This window comes from Echinicola marina (assembly GCF_020463795.1).
Classification (GTDB): domain Bacteria; phylum Bacteroidota; class Bacteroidia; order Cytophagales; family Cyclobacteriaceae; genus Echinicola; species Echinicola marina.
On sequence record NZ_CP080025.1, the window covers coordinates 541,313 to 563,980 of the forward strand.

Annotated in this window: 13 protein-coding genes; 9 read left to right on the forward strand and 4 right to left on the reverse strand. The window is 42.1% G+C overall.

Annotated features, from left to right (window positions below; all coding sequences use genetic code 11):
• The first annotated feature begins 5 nt into the window (after nt 1–5).
• The 7 genes from KZP23_RS02400 to KZP23_RS02430 all read left to right on the forward strand — a co-directional run bounded on the left by KZP23_RS02400 (nt 6) and on the right by KZP23_RS02430 (nt 13,896).
• On the forward strand, nt 6–2,330 hold the full coding sequence (locus KZP23_RS02400) for a PSD1 and planctomycete cytochrome C domain-containing protein (RefSeq protein WP_226334545.1): 2,325 nt from the start codon (nt 6–8) through the stop codon (nt 2,328–2,330).
• Nucleotides 2,331–2,354: 24 nt separating this feature from the next.
• Nucleotides 2,355–3,842 carry a DUF1501 domain-containing protein gene (locus KZP23_RS02405; RefSeq protein WP_226334546.1) on the forward strand — a complete coding sequence of 496 codons (1,488 nt, stop codon included), beginning with the start codon at nt 2,355–2,357 and terminating at the stop codon, nt 3,840–3,842.
• Between the two features lie 256 nt (nt 3,843–4,098).
• A complete protein-coding gene (locus tag KZP23_RS02410; protein ID WP_226334547.1) occupies nt 4,099–7,053 on the forward strand; it encodes a two-component regulator propeller domain-containing protein in 2,955 nt (984 codons plus the stop codon).
• A 218-nt stretch (nt 7,054–7,271) separates the two neighbouring features.
• Nucleotides 7,272–9,569, forward strand: a complete 2,298-nt coding sequence (locus tag KZP23_RS02415) for a PSD1 and planctomycete cytochrome C domain-containing protein (RefSeq protein WP_226334548.1) — start codon at nt 7,272–7,274, stop codon at nt 9,567–9,569.
• 20 nt (nt 9,570–9,589) lie between these two features.
• On the forward strand, nt 9,590–11,083 hold the full coding sequence (locus KZP23_RS02420; protein ID WP_226334549.1) for a DUF1501 domain-containing protein: 1,494 nt from the start codon (nt 9,590–9,592) through the stop codon (nt 11,081–11,083).
• Between the two features lie 68 nt (nt 11,084–11,151).
• On the forward strand, nt 11,152–12,666 hold the full coding sequence (locus KZP23_RS02425; protein WP_226334550.1) for a c-type cytochrome domain-containing protein: 1,515 nt from the start codon (nt 11,152–11,154) through the stop codon (nt 12,664–12,666).
• Between the two features lie 174 nt (nt 12,667–12,840).
• A complete protein-coding gene (locus KZP23_RS02430; RefSeq protein WP_226334551.1) occupies nt 12,841–13,896 on the forward strand; it encodes an NHL repeat-containing protein in 1,056 nt (351 codons plus the stop codon).
• Nucleotides 13,897–14,310: 414 nt separating this feature from the next.
• Here KZP23_RS02430 and KZP23_RS02435 read toward each other — a convergent pair whose 3' ends face one another.
• Nucleotides 14,311–15,345 (reverse strand): adenylate/guanylate cyclase domain-containing protein, encoded by a 1,035-nt coding sequence (locus KZP23_RS02435; protein ID WP_226334552.1) that lies wholly within the window; start codon nt 15,343–15,345, stop codon nt 14,311–14,313.
• Nucleotides 15,346–15,557: 212 nt separating this feature from the next.
• Between KZP23_RS02435 and KZP23_RS02440 the strand changes: the two genes are divergently transcribed.
• Nucleotides 15,558–16,538: a glycoside hydrolase family 43 protein gene (locus KZP23_RS02440; protein WP_226334553.1), complete on the forward strand. Its 981-nt coding sequence runs from the start codon at nt 15,558–15,560 to the stop codon at nt 16,536–16,538.
• Between the two features lie 260 nt (nt 16,539–16,798).
• Here the strand turns inward: KZP23_RS02440 and KZP23_RS02445 are convergent, their stop codons facing one another.
• From KZP23_RS02445 to KZP23_RS02455, 3 genes are all read right to left on the reverse strand, one after another.
• Nucleotides 16,799–17,266, reverse strand: coding sequence for an NUDIX domain-containing protein (locus KZP23_RS02445; RefSeq protein WP_226334554.1), 468 nt, complete (start codon nt 17,264–17,266; stop codon nt 16,799–16,801).
• 113 nt (nt 17,267–17,379) lie between these two features.
• Nucleotides 17,380–18,540, reverse strand: a complete 1,161-nt coding sequence (locus KZP23_RS02450) for an aldose epimerase family protein (protein ID WP_226334555.1) — start codon at nt 18,538–18,540, stop codon at nt 17,380–17,382.
• A gap of 22 nt (nt 18,541–18,562) precedes the next feature.
• The gene (locus tag KZP23_RS02455; protein WP_226334556.1) at nt 18,563–19,267 is read right to left on the reverse strand and encodes an L-ribulose-5-phosphate 4-epimerase; all 705 of its coding nucleotides are present in this window, start codon (nt 19,265–19,267) and stop codon (nt 18,563–18,565) included.
• Between the two features lie 235 nt (nt 19,268–19,502).
• Between KZP23_RS02455 and KZP23_RS02460 the strand changes: the two genes are divergently transcribed.
• On the forward strand, nt 19,503–22,658 hold the full coding sequence (locus KZP23_RS02460; RefSeq protein ID WP_226334557.1) for a ligand-binding sensor domain-containing protein: 3,156 nt from the start codon (nt 19,503–19,505) through the stop codon (nt 22,656–22,658).
• Nucleotides 22,659–22,668: the final 10 nt, after the last annotated feature.

The following is a 22,668-nucleotide window of genomic DNA, read 5'->3' on the forward strand; positions in this document are numbered from 1 at the left end:
TAACCGTGGCAACCATAAAGTCATTGAAAAAAATCATCCCCTTAGGCCTGACAGGGGCTATGGCCATTTTAGCCAGTACCCTGTCCTGCAATGACAAAGCCGAAGAAAAGATAGACTTCAATGCTGAGATCAGGCCTATCATCAATAATAAATGTATTTCCTGTCATGGAGGGGTAAAACAGTCTGGAGAATTCAGCCTGTTATTTGAATCAGAAGCCCTTTCAGCCACCAAATCTGGCGAACCCGCTATCATTCCCGGCCATGCTGAAGAAAGCGAGATGATCAAGAGAATCCTACATGAAGACCCTGAGGTTCGCATGCCGCCTGAAGGTCCTCCGCTTAGTCAGGAGGAAGTGGATGTCCTAAAAAAATGGATCAATCAAGGTGCCAAATGGGAAGACCATTGGTCCTTTATCCCTCCCCAACAACCAGAAGTGCCAGAAACAAGTGAAAGTGATTGGTCCAAAAATCCAATTGATGCCTTTGTATTAGAAAAGATGGAGAAAAAGAGGCTATCCCCTTCACCCGAAGCGGATCCCGCGACCCTAGCCAGACGAGTCAGCTTGGACCTGACGGGCTTACCTCCGACTGAGGAGCTTGTTCAGCGGCTAAAGGACAATCCAGATCTGGATACTTATGAAAAAATAGTAGATGAACTCCTAGCCTCTCCACAGTATGGTGAAAGGTGGGCTGCCATGTGGATGGACCTTGCCCGCTATGCGGATACCAAAGGCTACCAAAAAGACCGCCACCGCCCCATGTGGAAATTCAGGGACTGGGTCATTGATGCATTCAATCAGGACATGCCCTTTGACCAGTTTACTATTGAGCAAATTGCTGGGGATCTCCTTCCCAATCCTAGCAAGGATCAGCTGATCGCTACGGGCTTCCACCGGAACACGATGACCAATGATGAGAGTGGCACAGATGATGAAGAGTTTAGGGTAGCGGCCGTATTGGACCGGGTAAATACTACCTGGGAAGTTTGGCAAGGCATCACCTTTGCCTGCGTACAATGTCACAGCCACCCTTATGATCCCATCAAGCACGAGGAGTTCTATGAATTCTATGCCTTCTTCAATAATACCAAAGATGCAGATACTTGGACAGACAGTCCGACCTTACCGGTTTATACTAAAATTGAAGAGAAAGAAAGACAATCCATTCTTAATTGGATAGATTCAGTAAACACTTTGGCTCCACAGGCAAAATATCAGTTTGCCCACCAGGTCGAAGAAAAAGAAACTGAGCTTGAAAAAATAAAACCGGATCCATTACCGGTAATGAGTGAATTGCCAGAAGGAGAAAGACGTAAAACTTTTGTTTTTGAACGGGGCAACTGGATGGAGCATGGGGAAGAAGTACAAGCAGGAGTTCCTAGATCTATGCCTGACTTCCCTGCTTCTTATCAAAAAAACAGGTTGGGATTGGCAAAATGGTTAGTAAATAAAGAAAACCCTCTGACCGCCAGAGTCACCGTAAACAGGATATGGGCCCAACTCTTCGGAAAGGGCATAGTGGAGACGCAGGAGGACTTTGGTTCCCAAGGATTTGCCCCTACCCATCCTGAGCTTTTGGATTGGATGGCCACCAACTGGATGCATGAGCAAAACTGGCAATTCAAGCCTCTACTGAAAATGATGGTGATGTCAGCCACCTACAGGCAATCCTCTGAGGTAAGCAAAAAAGCCCTTGAAAAAGATGCCGCCAACTATTGGTTGAGCAGGGGCCCTAGAGTGAGACTGACAGCCGAGCAGGTCAGGGACCAAGCATTGGCTGTCAGTGGCTTGCTCAGCAAAAAGATGTTTGGGCCTTCAGTGATGCCCCCCCAACCCGATGGAGTTTGGCAGGTCATTAACAATCCTGAGAAATGGATACTCAGCAAAGGAGAAGACCAACACAGAAGGGGTTTATATACCTATTGGAGACGTACAAGCCCATACCCTTCCATGGTGAGCTTTGACAGCCCAAGCCGAGAATTCTGCGTCAACAGAAGAATCAGAACCAATACCCCTTTACAGGCATTGGTGACCATGAATGACCCCGTTTATGTCGAAGCAGCACAGGCCTTGGCCAAGAGAATGAAATCGGAGGGAGACGCGATTGAGGAACAGCTTAGTAAAGGTTATGAAATGGCCTTGTTCCATCAACCGGACCAAAAAGTGTTGGCATCATTGGAGGACCTATACCAAACCGCCTACCAGCACTTTGAAGAAAGTGGAGAAGGCCTGGAAAATCTGGGGGCTACAGAGATGGACCCTGAACTGAATGCCCTGACCATGGTGGCCAATGCTATATTGAACCTGGATGGTTTTATTACAAAAGATTAATCAGAAGCAATTAAATACCCAATCATGAACCTGTTTGAAGAAGCTATTTTTAAAAATGCAGAACTCAATACCAGAAGGCACTTTTTGAAAAAATGTCTTTCTGGCATGGGGGCCTTAACACTAGGATCCTTTCTGGGCGGCAGCCTTAGCGGCTGTGGCAAAAGTGACCTTGCAACGGGGGTAGACCTCAGCAACCCGATGAGGGCCTTGCCATCGCATTTTATCCCAAAAGCAAAAAGGGTAATTTACCTTCATATGGCGGGAGCACCATCACAGCTGGAATTGTTTGATTATAAACCTGAACTCCAAAAACTCAATGGGCTCGACTGTCCCCCTTCACTTTTGGAAGGAAAGCGCTTTGCCTTCATTGAGGGAACGCCACAAATGCTCGGCCCCCAGTTTGATTTCAAGCAACACGGCCAATCGGGAGCTTGGGTGACCGACAGAATGCCCCATTTTGCCAATAATGTGGATGATGTATGCTTCTTGAAAGCCATGCATACCGATGAGTTTAACCATGCTCCTGCCCAACTCTTGATGCACACGGGTAGTGCCAGACTGGGCAAACCAAGCATCGGCTCTTGGGTGACTTATGGATTGGGATCGGAAAACCAAAACCTACCGGGCTTTGTAGTTTTCGTTTCTGGCGGTACTACTCCAAGTGCTGGAAAAAGCATCTGGGGCAGCGGTTTCTTGCCGACTGTTTACCAAGGTGTACAATGCCGATCCAAAGGAGACCCGGTGCTTTACCTTTCCGACCCAAAAGGAGTCAGCAGGGACCTGAGAGAAAAGACCATTAATATCATCAATGATATCAATAAAAAGCAATTCCAAGAAGTGGGCGATCCCGAGATCATGACCAGGATCTCCCAATATGAAATGGCTTTCAAGATGCAAATGTCAGTTCCCGAGACCATGGATATTTCAGATGAGCCTGAATACATCCATGAAATGTACGGAACAGAACCAGGCAAATCCTCCTTTGCCAATAACTGTCTATTGGCCAGAAGACTGGCTGAAAAAGGTGTCCGTTTTATACAGCTGTACCACTATGGCTGGGATTCGCATGGGTCCAACTATAAGGAAGCACTAAATCATGGATTCAATGAGCGCTGTCAAGAAGTGGACAAGCCAATTTCTGCGCTATTGAATGACTTAAAGCAAAGGGGGCTGCTGGACGATACGCTAGTTGTTTGGGGCGGAGAATTCGGCAGAACTCCTATGCGTGAAAATCGTGGTGGAAAAGAAATGAAATTCCTGGGCAGAGATCACCACTTGGAAGCCTTTACCATGTGGATGGCCGGTGGAGGAGTAAAATCAGGTTATTCTATTGGGGAAACCGATGAAATAGGTTATTATGGAATTAAAGATCGTGTTCATGTTCATGACCTTCAGGCCACTATACTACACTTGTTGGGTATGGACCATGAAAAACTCACCTATCAATTCCAAGGCAGGGATTTTAGATTGACCGATGTCCACGGAAATATCGTGGAAAAAATCATTGCATAAAACCATAAAAAAGCAAATATTCCTATCCCCTGCTTTGGTTCATTAATGAAACGAATCAAAGCAGGGGATTCTATTTTAATAAGTATTCAAAAGAAATTAGCCCTATTTTCAATTGACTGTGGGACTAAATTCTTACAAATAATTAATATTTATTAAATTGCTGATTATACTGACTATTATCATCAAATAAGTACTTTAACCAGATATAGTTTTAATTAATGAAGGCTCGCAGTTCCTTTATTAAGCTTAATGATAAATGAAGTTAACCGAACAAATATCCAGAATTCCCTGCTTAAAAAAGTCGCTGTGCTTTTTGGGTGTTTGTGCATTGATTTTACTTGCTCCATTTTTCATTAGCCACTCACTTGCCCAAAAACCTTTAAATCTCTATCAACTTCCTCTTGAGGGCTTGAGTGATGTAGAAGTCACTTCCATTTACCAGGATCATTATGGCTTCCTTTGGTTTGGCACCGCTAATGGGCTTAACCGTTTTGATGGCAAGGAATACATTCCTTTTACTCATGAGGATACCCGTGAAAACAGTATTTCAAGCAACCAGATAAACACAATTCTTGAGGATAAGCAAAACCAACTTTGGGTAGGCTCCAAATATGGCCTGAATAGATTGGACAGGAATACCCGCACTTTTAAGAGATACATGCCTGAATCCACTAATTCTAATTCTATCCCAGGTAAAAACATCAAAGTATTATTTCTCGATAGCAAAGGGAACCTATGGGTAGGCAGCAATAATGGGCTTTCCAAATATGACCCAGAATTGGACCAATTCAAAAATTACTACCATAAGGAAGATGATCCCAACAGCCTAAGTGGAAATAGCGTAAATCAAATCATTGAAGATTCCAAAGGAAGGCTTTGGATAGGCACCAACTACTCTGGTGTGAGCCTTTTCAAGCCTGAAGAAGGTACTTTTTCGAATTTCAAACATGATCCAAATGATCCTAATAGCTTAAGTGGAAATACCATTATTTCATTATTTGAGGATAGTTATAAGAATTTATGGATAGGTACCATCAAAAATGGATTAAACAGATTTGATGAAAACACCAACACCTTTAAACACTACACCCAAGGCGCACATAGGGGAAGTCTTGCTACCAATTCCGTCTATTCTATTACCGAGAACATGGACAGAAACTTGGTCATCGGCGGCATGCAGGGTGGAATGAGTATCTATAATCGTAAAACAGATACTTTCGTTCGCTATAACACAAAGGGACAAATCAACCTTAAAGGAAATACAGCCAGTGTCCTTACGGATTTTATCACCAAAGACAACCAAATATTAATTGCAACCAGTAACGGAGGTGTCAATATTTATGACAATCATCCAAGTAATTTCTCCACTTTCAGGCAAGACCAAAAAAACGAGAATAGCCTAAGCATAGACCATATTACCGCAGTACTTTCTGATGAAAATGGAAGAATTTGGATCGGCACCAATGGCGGAGGTCTGAATGAGTTTTCCCCAGAAAGGGAAACATTTAAGCACTTTCTAAAAAGTAATAAAAAGGGGGCTTTGATGGACAATACCATTTTATCTATTGCTATGATAAAAGGCTCTAATCAACTCCTACTTAACACCCAAATGAACGGATTAGTGGTTTTTGATATTAAAAATCAGGAATTCACCCCCATAAATCTTCCTATTAGCGAGCAAAACCTCGAGATCTCTTCAGTGCTTGTGGATGACAAAAATGCCATTTGGTTCACCACTTCTTACCGGCTGCTTAAGCTAAATGATATCAATGCTGTTCCCGAAGAAATCATCAATTTAAAAGAAGAAAGTCAAGATTCCTTTTCCAGTTTGATCCTTGATCAAAAAGGTCATATTTGGGCGGCATGCCAAAAGGGTATTTATCAAATCAATGGCAATGAGCTGAATCAACAGCAGTTTTATCCATTCCCCAATACTAAAAACCAAAACATTAAAAGCCCAATTATCAGTATGGCTGAGGATACCAAGGGAAATATATGGCTAACTACCAAAGAGACGGGAATATGGAAACTGTATAACGGAGCATTTAGAAAAATAAATGCTCCCCTATTAGAAAGTCAACTCATCAGCAACTTCTTTTTCAGAAATGATGATTTATGGATGACGGCAGATAAAAACCTATATAAGGCCCATCTCAAAGGTGATTCCATCGCAATACAAAAAACCTACACATCAGCTGATGGCCTGCCAGGAAATATTTTCTCCAAAGGAGCCATTGCTCAAAGCCAAAACGGCAATTATCTACTTGGAAGCCTTGGAGGACTTAGTACTTTCCATCCGGACAGCCTCCTTTCCAACCCCCATATTCCTCCAATCGCCTTTACAGATTTATATATAGACAACAAAAAAATCGACCAAGGAACTAAAGATATCCTAGAGAAAGAAATCAATCAAACAGATAAAATCACCTTGCCTCAGGGCAGCAATGATTTTAGTATTTCTTTTGCCAGCCTCAATTATATAAAACCTGAGAAGAATCAGTTTGCCTATAGACTCGAAGGATATGATAAAGATTGGATTTATGGCCATGACAGCAAAGCAAGCTATGTGGACCTACCTCCGGGAATTTACACTTTTAAAGTAAAAGGCAGTAATAATGACGGTCTCTGGAACCAAAAGGGCAAAACCATCAAAATTGAGGTCCAGCATAATGGATTTAATTTAGGATCCCCATTAGGACTTACTGCTTTGATCTTAATAGGTGCTGGAGTGGTCTTTTTCATCCGGAAGAACAAATGGACGAAAGCCCAGCATACCTCCACTCCATCCAAAACAGATGACACAATCACTTTACCCCCTCAAGCTGAAACAAAGGACACTGAAGAGACTGAGGACTTTCTAGAAAAAATAAAAGACATCGTACTTTCCAATCTCCAAAATGAGGCCTTTGATGTGAACATGCTCTGTAAAGAAATAGGCACCAGCCGTACCCAATTGTACCGGAAATTCAAGGAATATAATGGAGAAACAGTTTCGTCTTATATTAGGGAAATAAAACTTGACCGAGCTAGACAGCTACTCTCAAAAGGTGACCTTTCCATAGCAGAAGTACACCAATTATCAGGATTCAAATCTGCCTCCCACTTTAGTAAATCTTTCCAATCTAAGTATGGAAAAACGCCATCTGACTTTTTGACTTTTCATAAAACAAAAAACAGCAACAGCCTGAAAACTCACCCAGAACTACCATAAAAGGCCGTTTGGAACAAATAAACAACTGATTTGGGACGATCAGAAAAGAGAAACATTTGAATTTTGAACATATTTGTGTTTGGGTAAAGTGAATCTGGAAAGCCATTAGCTCATGTCTACATTGGATGTTTGGGTTGTCTCTGGTCTTTTCTAAATACTTATCCTATCTGACTAAGAAAGATATAATTTATTAGCAAAAGCATTTTACTAAAAATGTTATGAGAAAATATTTACTTGGATTTTTAGGCTTATTTTATGCAGGCATATTGGGTATTGCTTCTTGCAGCCCCGGCGAAGAAAAAATCGATTTTAATGCTGAAGTCCGTCCCATTATCAACAGCAAATGTATTACCTGCCATGGCGGGGTAAAACAATCGGGAGAATTCAGTTTATTGTTTCAAGAGGAAGCCTTGTCCCCCACCAAATCAGGCCATCCAGCCATCATCCCTGGAGATGCGGAAGGCAGTGAAATGATCAAAAGAATATTGGCACAAGACCCTGAGCAAAGAATGCCTCCCGAAGGACCTGCTCTCAGTAAAGAAGAGGTAGATATTTTGAAAAGATGGATCAATCAGGGAGCTGAATGGGAAGACCATTGGTCTTTTGTAGCACCAGAAAAGCCAGATGTACCAGAAGTGGACAAGGAAGCCTGGAACAATAATCCAATTGACCATTTTATACTTAAGAAGATGGAAGAGAAGGGTCTCTCCCCTTCACCGCAAGCTGATGCTCCTACTTTAGCCCGTAGGTTAAGTCTGGACATCATAGGCCTACCACCAAGTGAGGAGATGATACAAAGCTTGGAATCCGATCCTTCTTTGAAAAATTATGAAAGAATCGTGGATGAACTATTGGGCTCCCCTCAATATGGCGAGAAATGGACCAGCATGTGGCTGGACCTGGCCAGATATGCGGACTCTAAAGGTTATGAAAAAGATGCCCACCGTGACATGTGGAAATACAGGGACTGGGTAATCAAGGCCTTTAACCAAGACATGCCTTTTGACCAGTTCACCATTGAACAACTGGCAGGAGACTTGCTCCCCGAGCCTAGCAAAGATCAGTTGATCGCCTCTGGTTTCCACAGGAACACCATGACCAATGACGAAGGGGGTACCGATGACGAGGAATTTCGTGTTGCCGCAGTGCTGGATAGGGTAAATACTACTTGGGAAGTTTGGCAGGGCATCACCTTTGCCTGTGTGCAATGTCACAGCCATCCCTACGAACCCATTAAGCATGAGGAATATTTTGAGTTTTATGCATTTTTGAACAATACTGCTGACAAGGATCACCCTAGCGATAGCCCCATCCTCCCCGTTTACACTGAAATAGACTTGGCCAAGAAAGCCGCTTTGACCCATTGGATAGATTCGGTAAAAAATCATTCAAGTCCATATCGATTGGCCTCCATGATCGAAGAAAAGGAAAACGAGTTGGAGAAAATCAGACAATACCGGCTTCCTATTATGCAAGAGCTCCCTGAAGAAGAGCAAAGATCCACCTTTGTTTTTGAAAGAGGCAATTGGACGACGCATGGAAAACAGGTCTATCCTGGAGTACCTGGTTCACTGCCAAACCTACCAGAGGGTGTTCCAGCCAACCGCCTTGGTATGGCCAAATGGCTTGTCAGCGGAGAGAACCCCTTGACTGCCAGAGTTACGGTCAACAGAATTTGGGGGCGATTGTTTGGTAAAGGAATCGTGGAAACCCAGGAGGATTTTGGCTCCCAAGGTGCTGCGCCTACCCACCCTGAGTTATTGGACTGGCTAGCCATCGAGTGGATGGAAAAGGACCAGTGGCATTTGAAAGCTTTGATCAAGAGAATCGTAATGACAGCCACTTATAGACAATCCTCTGAAGTAAGTCCAAAAGCCCTTGAGATAGACGCTGCCAATGACTATCTATCCAGAGCACCTAGGGTAAGATTATCTGCCGAACAGGTACGTGACCAAGCACTGGCCGTAAGTGGACTATTGAGTGATAAAATGTATGGTCCTTCGGTCATGCCTTATCAACCTGAAGGCATTTGGCAAGCGGTCTATAATGGCAGCTCCTGGGACCTCAGCGAAGGTGAAGACCAGCACAGAAGAGCCGTTTATACTTACCTAAGAAGAACAAGTCCCTACCCTTCCATGATAGCTTTTGATGGACCTACACGGGAATTCTGTGTTAACAGAAGAATAGACACCAATACACCGCTTCAGGCCTTGGTTACCCTGAACGATGCAGTATATGTAGAAGCGGCACAAGCCTTGGCCAAAAAGATGAAAACAGCAGGGAGCACTGCCCAGGAGCAAATCACCAAAGGCTACGAAAAAGCCCTTCTCCTGTCTCCTTCAGAAAAAGATATGGAGATTTTAATGAATTTGTATACCAATGCCAAATCCCATTTTGATCAAACAGGAGAAGGATTGGAAAACATGGATAAAACAATAACTGATCCAGAGCTGAATGCCCTCACCGTAGTGGCCAATGCCATCATGAACCTGGACAATTTTATCACTAGAAATTAAGCCCCTTAAAGCAAGATAAGATGAACATATTTGAGGAAGAACAATACCGACAGGCTGAACTAAATACACGTAGACAATTTTTAAGAAAATGTATATCTGGAATGGGGGGAATTGCCCTTGGCTCTTTAATGGGCAGCACCCTTTCCAGCTGCGGAAGAAGTTCCGATGGACTAGGAATGCTCAGGGACAGCGCCAATCCCATGGCAGCATTACCTTCCCATTTTGTTCCCAAAGCCAAACGCGTGATCTACTTGCACATGGCGGGAGCACCATCCCAATTGGAACTCTTCGACTATAAACCTGATCTTCAAAAGCTGGATGGATTGGATTGCCCTCCTTCTCTTTTGGAAGGAAAAAGATTTGCCTTTATCAAGGGGACTCCCAAAATGCTTGGTCCACAGTTTAACTTCAAGCAATATGGGCAGTCTGGGGCTTGGATGTCTGACAGATTACCTTACCTGTCTGATTGTGTAGATGACATGACATTCTTAAAAGCCATGCATACGGATGAGTTTAACCATGCTCCTGCACAGTTGCTTTTACAAACAGGCAGTGCACGATTGGGCAAACCTAGTATGGGGTCTTGGGTTACTTATGGACTGGGCTCTGAAAACCAAAATCTCCCAGGCTTTATGGTATTGGTATCGGGTGGAAAAACCCCAAGTGCCGGTAAAAGTATCTGGGGAAGTGGATTTTTGCCCACTGTCTACCAAGGTGTACAATGCCGGTCAAAGGGAGATCCAGTATTATACCTTTCTGATCCTAAAGGGATGAGCAAAGCCCTCAGGGAACAATCCATCAATGCCATCAATGATTTGAACAAAAGGCAATTTGAAGAAATCGGTGACCCCGAAATCATGACCAGGATTTCTCAATACGAGATGGCCTTCAAAATGCAAACCTCAGTACCGGAAACCATGGATATCAAGGATGAGCCGGAATATATCCATAAAATGTACGGTACAGAACCTGGACAGTCCTCTTTCGCCAATAACTGCCTTTTAGCCAGAAGACTGGCAGAAAAGGGCGTACGCTTTATACAGCTTTACCACTGGGGCTGGGATGCCCATGGTGCAGCAAAAAGCGAAGCCATCAACCATGGCTTCAAAAACCGTTGTCAAGAGGTGGACCAACCTATAGCAGCCTTATTGAAAGACTTGAAACAAAGGGGATTATTGGATGATACTTTGGTAGTCTGGGGCGGTGAGTTCGGCAGAACTCCAATGCGAGAAAACAGGGGTGGAAAAGAAATGAAGTTCGTGGGTAGAGACCATCACCTGGAAGCCTTTACTACCTGGATGGCTGGCGGTGGGATCAAACCAGGCATGACCTATGGTGAAACCGATGAGATAGGCTACTATGGTATCAAGGACCGTGTCCATGTGCATGATCTACAGGCTACCATTCTTCACCAGTTGGGATTGAACCATGAAAAACTCACCTATCACTTCCAAGGCAGGGATTTTAGATTAACGGATGTACATGGTGAAGTGGTCAAAAAAATCATTGCTTAAGTGAAACGGTCGATAATTTACGATAAACTTTATCTTTATCTGGTCAATAACGATATGCCCAAATCAATATGAGAAAGAACATTTATTTAATACTATTTCTACAAATAATCAGTACCCCTTTTTTATATGCACAGGGCCTGGATGCTACTGAAGAGCCCTCCGACCTTTGGTTGTTCATAGGACGTTTTCATCCATTGATTGTCCACTTGCCCATTGGTTTTATCCTCTTGGCTTTCCTGATGGAATTGATGGCCAAAATGCCCAAATTCCGCCATCTGGAACAAAGTGTATCCTTTGTTTTATTTCTGGGTATATTGACCTCAGTCGGTGCCGCTGTATTTGGCTATCTATTATCCCTAAGTGGAGAATACCAAGGCAGTACCCTTGACTGGCATCTTTGGTTAGGACTCTCCACCTTAGCATTTGCAATAATTGCATTGGTACTCAAATTAAAACAAGTGCGTACTGCTTATTTTGCTTTTTTATCCGCAAGTGTTATCTGTCTGACCTTTACCGGCCACCTTGGCGGTAACCTTACCCATGGCTCGGATTACCTTTTAAGATATATGCCCAACAGCCTTCGTGCTATGGCCGGCATGCCTCCAAAACCTGTAAAAACGACCAAGCAGATCACCAATCTGGAAGAAGCCATTGTCTTCGATGACTTGATCAAACCTATTATGGACAATAACTGTGAAAGCTGCCATAATGCAGAAAAAACAAAGGGAGATCTAAGGTTAGACATCAAAGAAGGGTACCTCAAAGGAGGAGAAAATGGACCATCCCTAGTACCTGGCCAACCTGCCCATAGTGAACTGATCAAGCGGGTGAAATTATCCAAAGACCATGAGGATGTCATGCCTCCTGAAGGCAAAAAACCTTTAAGCAAGGAGGAAATTGCACTTTTGGAATGGTGGGTGACCAATGAAGCTTCATTTGATAAAAAAGTAGCAGAAGTAGACGTTCCATCCGATATCAAAGAAATATTAGATGAACTGGTCAATCCCAAAAAGGCTAACCTGAGCCCGGTATATGCCAAAGACATCAATCCTCCATCAGAGAAGGAAATAGAAAAATTACAGGATCTCGGATTCTCAATATCCCCAATTGCTGCCCAAAGTCCTTTTATCCAAGTCAGCCATTTGATTTCTGGTGTAGCCTTGGATGATGAAAAAATCAAAACCCTTGGAAAAGTGGCTGAGCAGACTGCCTGGCTTAATTTGGGTAAGACTGTCCTTGAAGATGGCCAGAACTTCAGTTTCTTGCAAGACTTTAAGCACCTTACCAAGCTACACTTAGAAAAAACGGCCGTTAAAGATGCTGATATAAAATACCTAACTAAAATGGAATGGCTAGAATACCTCAATCTCTACCAAACAGAGATAAGTGATAAAAGTATAGAACAGCTGAAAGGCCTAAAAAGGCTCAGAAAAATATATTTATGGGAAACCCAAGTCAGTGAAAACGGTAGAGAAAGTCTGCAAAAAACGCATCCAGAATTGTTGATCATCGCGGAGGGACTGCCCAAAAACTTTGAAGCAAAAACCAATACAGAGGACAGTACGGCTATTGCTGCCAAATAACTGGGGATACAGGACAAATATTTCGATAAATGGATGTAATTTATCTAGAGAGAAACATCCGTTTCCTAACGTAGGAACAGAACAAAGGAGTGTTTGCCCATATTAACATAAACAAAAATTAATAAGAGTTTCAATATCTGGGGAACCAAGCCATCCCCGCCAACAATTTTCAACATGAAAAAAGACAGCCAATTTGACCGAAGAAAATTTGTAAAATATAGCTCAGCGCTAGTCACTTCCAGTTTTCTTATGCCCAATATCAATTTTGGAAAGGGTACGAACCCTGATGATGAAATCATCGGACATGGTGATTTCAAATATAAAGTAAAGAAAGAATGGGGCAACCAAGACCCGGCCAAATATCCTGTAAAGGACTGTCATGAAATGGTTCAGGACAAAAAAGGTAGACTGATCCTTTTGACCAATGAAACCAAAAACAATGTCATGTTCTATGACAGATCAGGAAAGATCCTAAAAACCTGGGGCCATGATTTCCCCGGCGCACACGGTCTGACGCTCCATGAAGAAGGTGGTGAAGAATTCCTTTATATCACTGACCACAACCGTCACCAAGTATATAAAACCACCTTGGATGGTAAGATCCTCTTGACCTTGGATTATCCAAAGGAAACAGGCATGTATGAAAGTGCTGACCAGTACAAGCCTACAGAAACAGCCATTGGTCCAAATGGTGATATCTATGTTGCGGATGGATACGGAAAAAGTTTCGTGATCCAATACTCTGCCAAAGGTGAATATATCCGCCACTTCGGAGGTAAGGGCGATGCCAATGATCAATTGAAACAAGCCCATGGCGTATGCTTGGACACTAGAAAAAAAGGCAAGCCAGAACTTTTAGTTACCTCTAGGGCTGCACAGGAATTCAAACGTTTTAGCTTGGACGGAAAGCACCTGGAAACTATCCAAACTCCCGGTTGCTGGATTTGTCGTCCTGTGATTAAAGGAAAAAATTTATACTTTGCAGTAATTGTCACTAAAAGCTGGAAAGAATATGACGGCCATGTCTTGATACTAGACAAAAACAATAAGGCCATTTCTTCTCCAGGAGGCTCCAAGCCAACTTATGTAGACGGAAAACTCCAATCGAGCAGTCATATTGGACAGACATTTATGAATCCACATGATGTCTGCATCGACCAGGATGAAAATATATTTGTTCCCCAGTGGGCCTCTGAAAAGACCTATCCTATTTTATTGGAGAGAGTTTAATAAATGGTTCCTTTAAGAAGGACAGAGCATTCTAAAAAGCCAGCAAGATTTGCTGGCTTTTTGGTTTTGACGGGGAAATGGATTTTTTGTGATGGGGAAGTAATTATGTAATGATCAGGCAAATCGCATAAAACGAGGCTATCACACCATAATTAATTCCGTCATCGGTATGAGAAACAACTAAGCCTTCTTATCTTCGAATGATGAGATGACTTCGTCTTCGCTACCATTGAGGTGAATTATGCTATCCCGAGGTATTGAGAGATCTCTTCCAACAACAAATTACTGAAGAGATCCCACTTATTTTCGGAATGACAAAGAGCTTACCCTATTCAGCCCCTTTATACTTGAAAAAATATTGACTTCTCTAAATGACAGGGTCTTATGAAACAACCCTACTTACCCAAACTTAATCTAACCAACTTTCACACCATAAAGGACAATGGACCGCTCTTTTCCTTTAAGCGCAATATTTCCCATTTGCTTAAAAGTAAAACCATTGTCTTCCAATAATCCCTTTAAAGACTCGGATATCAGTAATTCTTGTTGCAGGGCATTGCATTGGCCCTGAATCCTGGCGGCAGTGTTAATGGTGTCTCCATGATAGGCAATCTCTTTTTTGTATTTGCCTACCTCGGTCACCGTAACTATTCCCACATGGAGCCCTCCTTTGAAATGGGGTAAGCAATTATAGTTTTGGGTGTAATAGTCCTTTCTTTTCAGCAACTGCTGCTTAAAATTGAAAAAGGCCCTCAGGCAGTTTTGGCTTTTTAATCCCGCTTTCAGCTTCCAGGTCAGGATGGCTTCATCGCCAACATATTGGTAGATATCTGCTTCATTTTCCGCTACGATTCCCAAATCATTGAAACAGTCCTGAATCAATTTACTGTATTGGATATGCCCCAGTCTTTCGGCATGGGCAGTGGAAGACTGCAGGTCCAAAAACATAAAAATGCGTTCCTCCTCACGTGGGGTATAAAATCTTCCACTAAATAGTTGCCAAAGGTTATTGCCACCAAAATAGAGCTTGACCTGCCTTAGGCCAAACATAAAAATATCCACCGAGACGATATACAAATAGATCGCAAAACTTCCCGGTTCAAAAGCAAATTCAAGATAAGTGATTTCCTCTCCAAAAATCAGGTAGGCCAAGGACACCATGGTGATCAAAAACAGCAGCACATAGATAATCCTTAGCACCAATAAACCCCTAAGGGACATTTTCTGATACCCATGCTCCTCTGTCAAAATTTGGGCATATCCAGAAATTGCTCCAAAAATCACTCCTCCCACCAAGGAGATCAAAATGGATTTCCAAACCTCAAACTGCACAGAACCCAATTCCTGTGTTCCTTCTCCCCTTACCACACTAAAAAACACCAATGCCAAACTCCAACCAACAATATACTGTCTAATGATCTGCCATTTTTGCTTGTTTTGGAGTTTCATGGGGAAGTTTGCTGCTTAATTGAAGATGGGAAGAACTAGTTTTTTCCTTCTATTAAAACTAAGGAAATTAGTTAATAGTAAAAAAAGCTGATCTAGGCTAAATAAATTTATAATGTATTTTTTACACTTATTATTTTTTATCAGGAAAAGCTGTACTATTTTTGAAAGGTATAGCATCAATAAAAACATTAAAACCAAAAATAACCCCCGATATGAAAATCAAACATTTTCTATTCACCAGCTTGATAGCGGGCATTACTTGCAGCAGCTTTGCACAAAGTGGCAATAAAACCATCATTCCTGAAGCCCCAGGCAATCCGGTAATCACCGAAAAATATACCGCTGACCCTGCAGCCATTGTTCATAAGGATACCGTCTTCCTTTATGTTGGCCATGACCAGAAAGAACCGCCCCATCATGGCTACGAAATGCACGAATGGCTGATCTATTCTTCCACCGATATGGTCAGTTGGGAAGAAAGGGCTGCTGTCAATGTCAAGGAAACCTTTTCATGGGCCGCAGATGATGCCTGGGCTTCGGAGGTGATCGAAAAAGACGGGAAGTTCTACTGGTTTGTCACAGTAAGCCATAAAGACATACATGGCAAGGCCATTGGGATTGCCGTAGCGGACAGCCCGGTGGGGCCTTGGAAGGATGCCTTGGGCCATGCCCTGATCACCAATGACATGACCACCGATGCCAAAATCAGTTGGGATGATATTGACCCAACGATCTATATCGATGATGACGGCTCTGCTCACTTGTTTTGGGGCAATACGATTTGCTATTATGCCAAATTAAAGGACAATATGCTCGAACTGGACAGCGAGATCCAGTACATTGACCTTCCCCATTTTACGGAAGCACCGTATGTCCACAAAAAAGGGGACTACTATTACCTTTCCTATGCGTATAAATTCCCTGAAAAAACCGCCTATGCCATGAGCAAGAGTATAACTGGCCCTTGGGAATACAAAGGTATCCTTAATGAAGTGGCAGGTAACAGCAATACCAATCACCAATCCATCATAGAATACAAAGGAAAAGACTATTTCATCTACCACAACGGTAGTATCCCTACCGATGGCGGCAGCTTCAGAAGGTCGGTATGCGTGGATTACCTCTATTATAATCCCGACGGCACCATGAAGCGCGTCATAATGACCTCAGAAGGAGTAGATCCGGCTGAGTAAAATTATATTCTAATACTATTGTCATTCAAAGGTATCGAGGAATCTCTTCCAATAATAAATTACTAATGAGATTCCTCCTTTCGTCGGAATGGCTATAAACTTGACCTAAAGTTCTTTCTGTTGTTCCAGCAGCTAAGCAACAGAACCATTAATATTAAGCCTGAGGCCTATCCTTCTCTGCCGGGCTCAACTTTATTAGTGCCGGGGCAAAGCCCTCGGCACAACCAAAGTCTTCTTTATCAGTATAACTACAAAGATTATTATATACCACCTAATTTTTCTACATAACCATAATACACACCTTTCTTAAACACTGAATCTTCCCCTTTCAGCCACTCTTCAAAAAATTGCCGACAAAAACCTCCTAGATTATAGCTAAGGATCTCTTCTGGCCTTACCCAAGCATATTCATCCGCCTCATCATTGAGTACCACTTCTACACTGTCCGTCCTGCAGCAGAAGTCTATAAATATAAAATGACGCTCCTCTTCAAATTTATCCGAATTGACACTTTCCTGGATACTTACCAGTTCTACATCATAAACTTCTAAGCCTGTCTCTTCCAGCACTTCACGCTTTAAGGCGTCTTCCATTTTTTCGCCTTTTTCAATATGCCCGCCTGGTATGACATACTGATCATTCCATTTTGAAGACTTACACAGTAATATTTCATCTTTGGGATTAAAAATAATTGCACCTACCGTAGGCTCTGGATATATGGACTTCATATGCACTTTTGCTAACTTAAGATGGTCAAAACTAGTGGATATAAAAAGAAAAACCACAGCAAGACATTTCTAAGTCTTACTGTGGTTTAATAATGAAATTCAATTTGGGGAAATTACTTCACCCCAAAGTGATACTTGATATTGTGCGTATAAGTTTCTCCTGGATTCAACCTTGCAGAAGGAAAACTTTCTTCATTAGGCGAATTCGGGAAAGTTTGTGGTTCCAAGCACAAACCATAGTATTGATCATAAGTAACGCCATCCACCGTAATGGTGCCGTCCAAAAAATTACCACTGTAAAACTGTACGGCAGGAGAATCAGCATAAACTTCCAATACCCTTCCGCTTCCTTCATGGTATAACTCCACCATTTTAGCCATTTTACCGTCATGCTCCTTCTTCACTACATAGTTGTGATCATATCCTCCCTCCACTTGGGCAATTCTCTCACCAATCTTATGAGAACTGGTAAAATCAAAAGGGGTTCCTTCCACAGGAGCCACTTCACCAGTCGGGATCAAAGTAGCATCCACAGGTGTATAATGATCCGCAAAAATGGTCAATTCATGATCCAAGATGGTTTCCTTCAAGCCACTAAGATTGAAATAACCATGATGGGTAAGGTTTACCACTGTTGATTTACTAGTAGCTGCTTCAAATGAAATAAGAAATTCATTATCATTATTCAATTCAAAGGTCACATTGGTGGTCAGCTCTCCTGGATAACCTTCTTCTCCATCGGGGCTCACATAGGTCAAAGTAAGACCAGCAATATCCTCATTTTCTTCAATCTTGGCTTCCCAGAAAACTTTGTTAAATCCTTTGTCACCTCCGTGAAGGTGATTGGTGTCATCATTGGTAGCTAATGTATATTCTTCTCCATCCAAAGAAAATTTTCCCTTTGCAATCCTATTGGCATAACGGCCCACTGTAGAACCAAAATAATTGGTGCTGGTACTATATCCCTCTAAATCCTCATAATGCAGGACTATATTCTCCAAATTCCCGTCCCTGTCAGGAACAACCATTCTTGGGATTACCCCACCGTAATTGGAAACATCCACCTCAATTCCATTGGCATTTTTAAGGGTATAGATCTGGGCTTCCTTGCCTTCCACAGTAGCATTTGCCACTGTCACCTCCAAGCCCTTGTCCTGATCCTGAACTTCTTCCGTAGTTTCGGATTTTTCTGATGACTTGGGAGAACAAGCATAAAAAGATAAGGCCAAAGCCATAACTGACAGCCCCAAAAGATTCGATTTCAATAGGTTCATAGAGTTTATTTTTAGTTATAAATTAGCAACCTTGCCCATAATAGGCATCCTTGCCGTGCTTGCGATCATAGTGTTTTTTGATCAAAGCATCTTTAAGGCGAGGTGCATTAGGGTTAATTTGGAGCGTAAGATAAGCCATTTTTGCAACTTCCTCCAAAACTTTGCTATTGTAAACTGCCTTTTCAGCACTTTTTCCCCAAGTAAAGGGACCATGATTACCTATCAAAACCATCTCAACTTCCTGATAATCCAAGTCTTTATCTTGAAAACAATCCAAAATCTGCTTACCGGTCATATGCTCATAATTCCCCTGGATCAATTCATCGGCCATGGGCGGTGCACAGGGAATATCCTTGGTCAAATGATCCGCATGGGTAGTCCCAAAAATAGGAATGTCCATCTGTGCTTGCGCCCAAGAAACCCCGTACAAGGAATGTGTATGCACTATCCCTCCTATTTGACTCCACTCCTTGTAAAGGTAGGCATGGGTCTTGGTATCAGAAGAAGGACGCATTTCTCCCTCTACTACTTTACTCTCAAAATCCATGATCACAATATCCTCTGGTCGCAGTTTTTCATAAGCCACGCCACTGGGCTTAATCGCAAAAACCCCTTCCCTTCTATCCACGGCACTTACATTGCCGAAAGTATATACTACCAAATCCAGCTTGGGCAACTGCATATTGGCTTCATAACACTCTCTCTTTAACTCCAAATATTTACTCATTGGTCTATTGGTTTTATCTTATAATTTCTTTGGTATTAAGGTAAATAAATTCTTCAGCACAAGTTAAAAATAATATCTGTATTTATTACACTTATTATTTCAAAGATCGACTTTCTAAGTCAGCGTAACCGCACATCCATCTCTCCTACACGAAAATCACCATCTATTATTAATTAGTGCATAAATACATTAAATTAGGTATTGCTTTAACCAAGGCCATTGACAATTTTTGCGTATGCTTAGATTTATATCTTTTTGTATCTTTTTATTGCTGTCATCAGTATCTAGCCCCTTCTATGCAAAAGGACTTTTCGAGAATTTTAGGGCATACGATATAACAGACGGAATTAACCAACCGTTTCCCTATGACGTACTTCATAGCCAAAGTGGCTATGTATGGGTAGCTGGAGAAAATGGGCTTTGGAAATATGACGGTAATTCCTTCTTGTCGTACAAACATGATGTTGAGGACAGCAGCTCATTGGCCTATGATTTTGTTTGGGTGATCTTTGAAGACAGCAAAAATAATATCTGGGCAGGCACCTATGGTGGAGGAGTCAGTCGTTACAATTCCAAAACAGATAATTTCACCAACTTTTCCTTTGATAAGGATGACCCCTATTCGATCAGTGACAATAGGGTAAGGGGAATAGCAGAAGACCCAAGCGGTAATATTTGGCTGGGCACGGACAATGGGCTTTCCATGCTGGACCCCGAAACTGGAAAATTTATCAGGTACAATACCGAGGACGGTCTGTTGAGCACCACTGTCCGGCAGATCAAATTATCCCAAGACCAGCAACGGCTCTTTATTGCCACGGGGAATGGTTTAAACATCCTGGACCTGAAAACCAGAAAGTTCTCCGCCATAACCCATCAGGAAAATGTAGACAACAGCCTCAGTCACTTTTACCTTTATGATCTCTTAGAATATCCCAAAGGCACACTTTGGCTAGGTACTGGAGCGGGTCTGGATAAACTGGATTTGAAAAGCCATACCATCACACATTACAGGTCTAATCAAGACCCAAACAGCCTTAGTCATGATGTTATCTTCTCTATCAATAAGCACCAGAATCATCCAGATAAACTATTTGTGGGCACACTCAACGGCCTAAACATCTTGGACCTCAAAACTGACCAAGTCCAACGCATTTGGTCTGACAAGACCAAACCCAATAAGCTCAAAGGAGACAATATCTACAAAGTCAGTCCCGGCAGAGATGGGAGCCTTTGGGTAGCTGTTTACAATGAGGGACTATTCCAGTACCACCCTCATTATAACAAGTTCAATTCCTTGAAGCTGGTTACAGATGCCTCTGACAAATATTACTCCAGGGTTTCAAGCATGATCCAACACGATGAGGATGAATATATTTTCACCACTTATTCTGGACTTTTTGTCAAAAACTTCAAAACTGGTAAAACTGAAAAATACCAAATTGAAAAAGGTGACCCTAACAGTGTAAACCGACTGGCCATGATCACCAAGGTTTCAGATAACATCTATTGGATAAGCACTTGGAGCAGCTTTATTTATGAATGGAACCATCGAACAAGAAGCCTAAAACCACTTCCCCACAAAACCCCGAAGGGACAGTTCCTTCCCGAATTCAACCTTCCCATCTTATGCGACAGCAAAAAAAGAATCTGGATAGGAAATTCAGAAAGAGGCTTATTTATCTGGAACAAAGAGACCCAACAAGCCGACCCCTTTCCGATCAATAACCAACTCGTCAATCAGGGAAATCATGACGAATTCATCTCTTATATATTTGAAGACAGTAAAAACAATATCTGGGTAGGGAGTCAAGGAGGACTTAATCTCTTGGATGAGGAGAGTCAAACATTCCAAAAATTCCAACATATAGAAGGTGATTTCAGCAGTTTATGTAACAATAAAATCAACCATATATCTGAAGATCATATGGGCAACTTATGGATCAGTACCGAGCTTGGACTGAGCAGGTTCAACATCCAGGACAGTACATTCACTAATTTTTATACCGTGGATGGTTTGCCTTCAAATGTCATTAGTTCAACCATAGAAGACGCCAAAGGGAACCTTTGGATAGCCACGGCGGAGGGGATTTCCCAAAAAACTCCGGAAGGGAATTTCAGAAATTATAATGACCAGGACGGCATAATAGATAACTACTTTATCTTTCGCGCTGCCTATAAGGATGACAAAGGCCAAATTTTCTTTGGCCATTCAACAGGGCTTGAATATTTCGATCCTCAGCAAATACCCGAAAACAAACTCGAGCCAAAAGTAATAATCACCAGGATTGACTTGTTTAACGAACCCATAAGTCCGGGTGATTCCAGCGAAATCCTGCAACAAGCAGCCGCACAAACGAGGGCTGTCACCTTCAACCATGAACAATCGGTTATTTCTTTCCACTTTACAGCCATTAACCATATCAATGGCCACAAAAACAAGTTCCAATATCGATTATTAGGATATGATAAAGACTGGAGGCCAGTAACAGATGACCGTTCTACCACCTATACCAACTTGGAACCGGGCAGCTATACCTTCCAGGTAATGGCCTGCAATAATGATGGGCACTGGGCCAGTCAAAAAGCATCCCTCGAGGTATCTATCCTTCCTCCATGGCACAGGACATGGTGGTTCAAGACTTTATTTACACTGTCCTTCCTCGGCATCGTTTTACACCAATTCATTAGCCTAAACAAAAAAAGAGAAAAACTTCAGCTTATTGTCGCAGAAAGGGTTTCTGAAATACAGCTTCAGAAAGATAAGATAGAAGCACAACACCTTATTTTACAGCAAAAAAACCAAAAGATCGAAAACCTCCTAAGAGAGCTCAACCACCGTGTAAAAAACAATTTGCAACTCGTCTCCAGCATCCTCAACCTACAAAGCAGGAGTGTAAAGGACCTCAATGCCAAAGAAGCCCTTACCGATGGCCGTATGCGCATGCAGGCACTTTCTCTTTTACACCAGAAGTTATATGTAACGGATATCGATTCCCAAGTGAATTGTAAAAATTATATCAAGGACTTATTCGACCAAATAGAAATGGCCTTCAAAAGCAATTATAAATCTTTTGAGTATGAGTTCGAGGCAGATGACTTTTCATTGGGACTGGACAAAGCCATCCCCTTGGGGCTTATTTTAAATGAACTCATTACCAACTCATTTAAACATGTCCAAGAGGATAAAATTATTATCTACTTAAAACTAAGTAAAAAGAAAGGCTTGATTCATTTTTCATTTTCCGACAATGGACAAGGACTCACAGAATCATTGATTCTAGAATCAAAATCCTTTGGCCTGAGCATGATCAGGTCTTTGGTAGAGCAGCTTAACGGAAAACTGGATATTTCCGAAGGTATGAACACAAAAATCAACATTGTATTTTAACGCAGCAAAT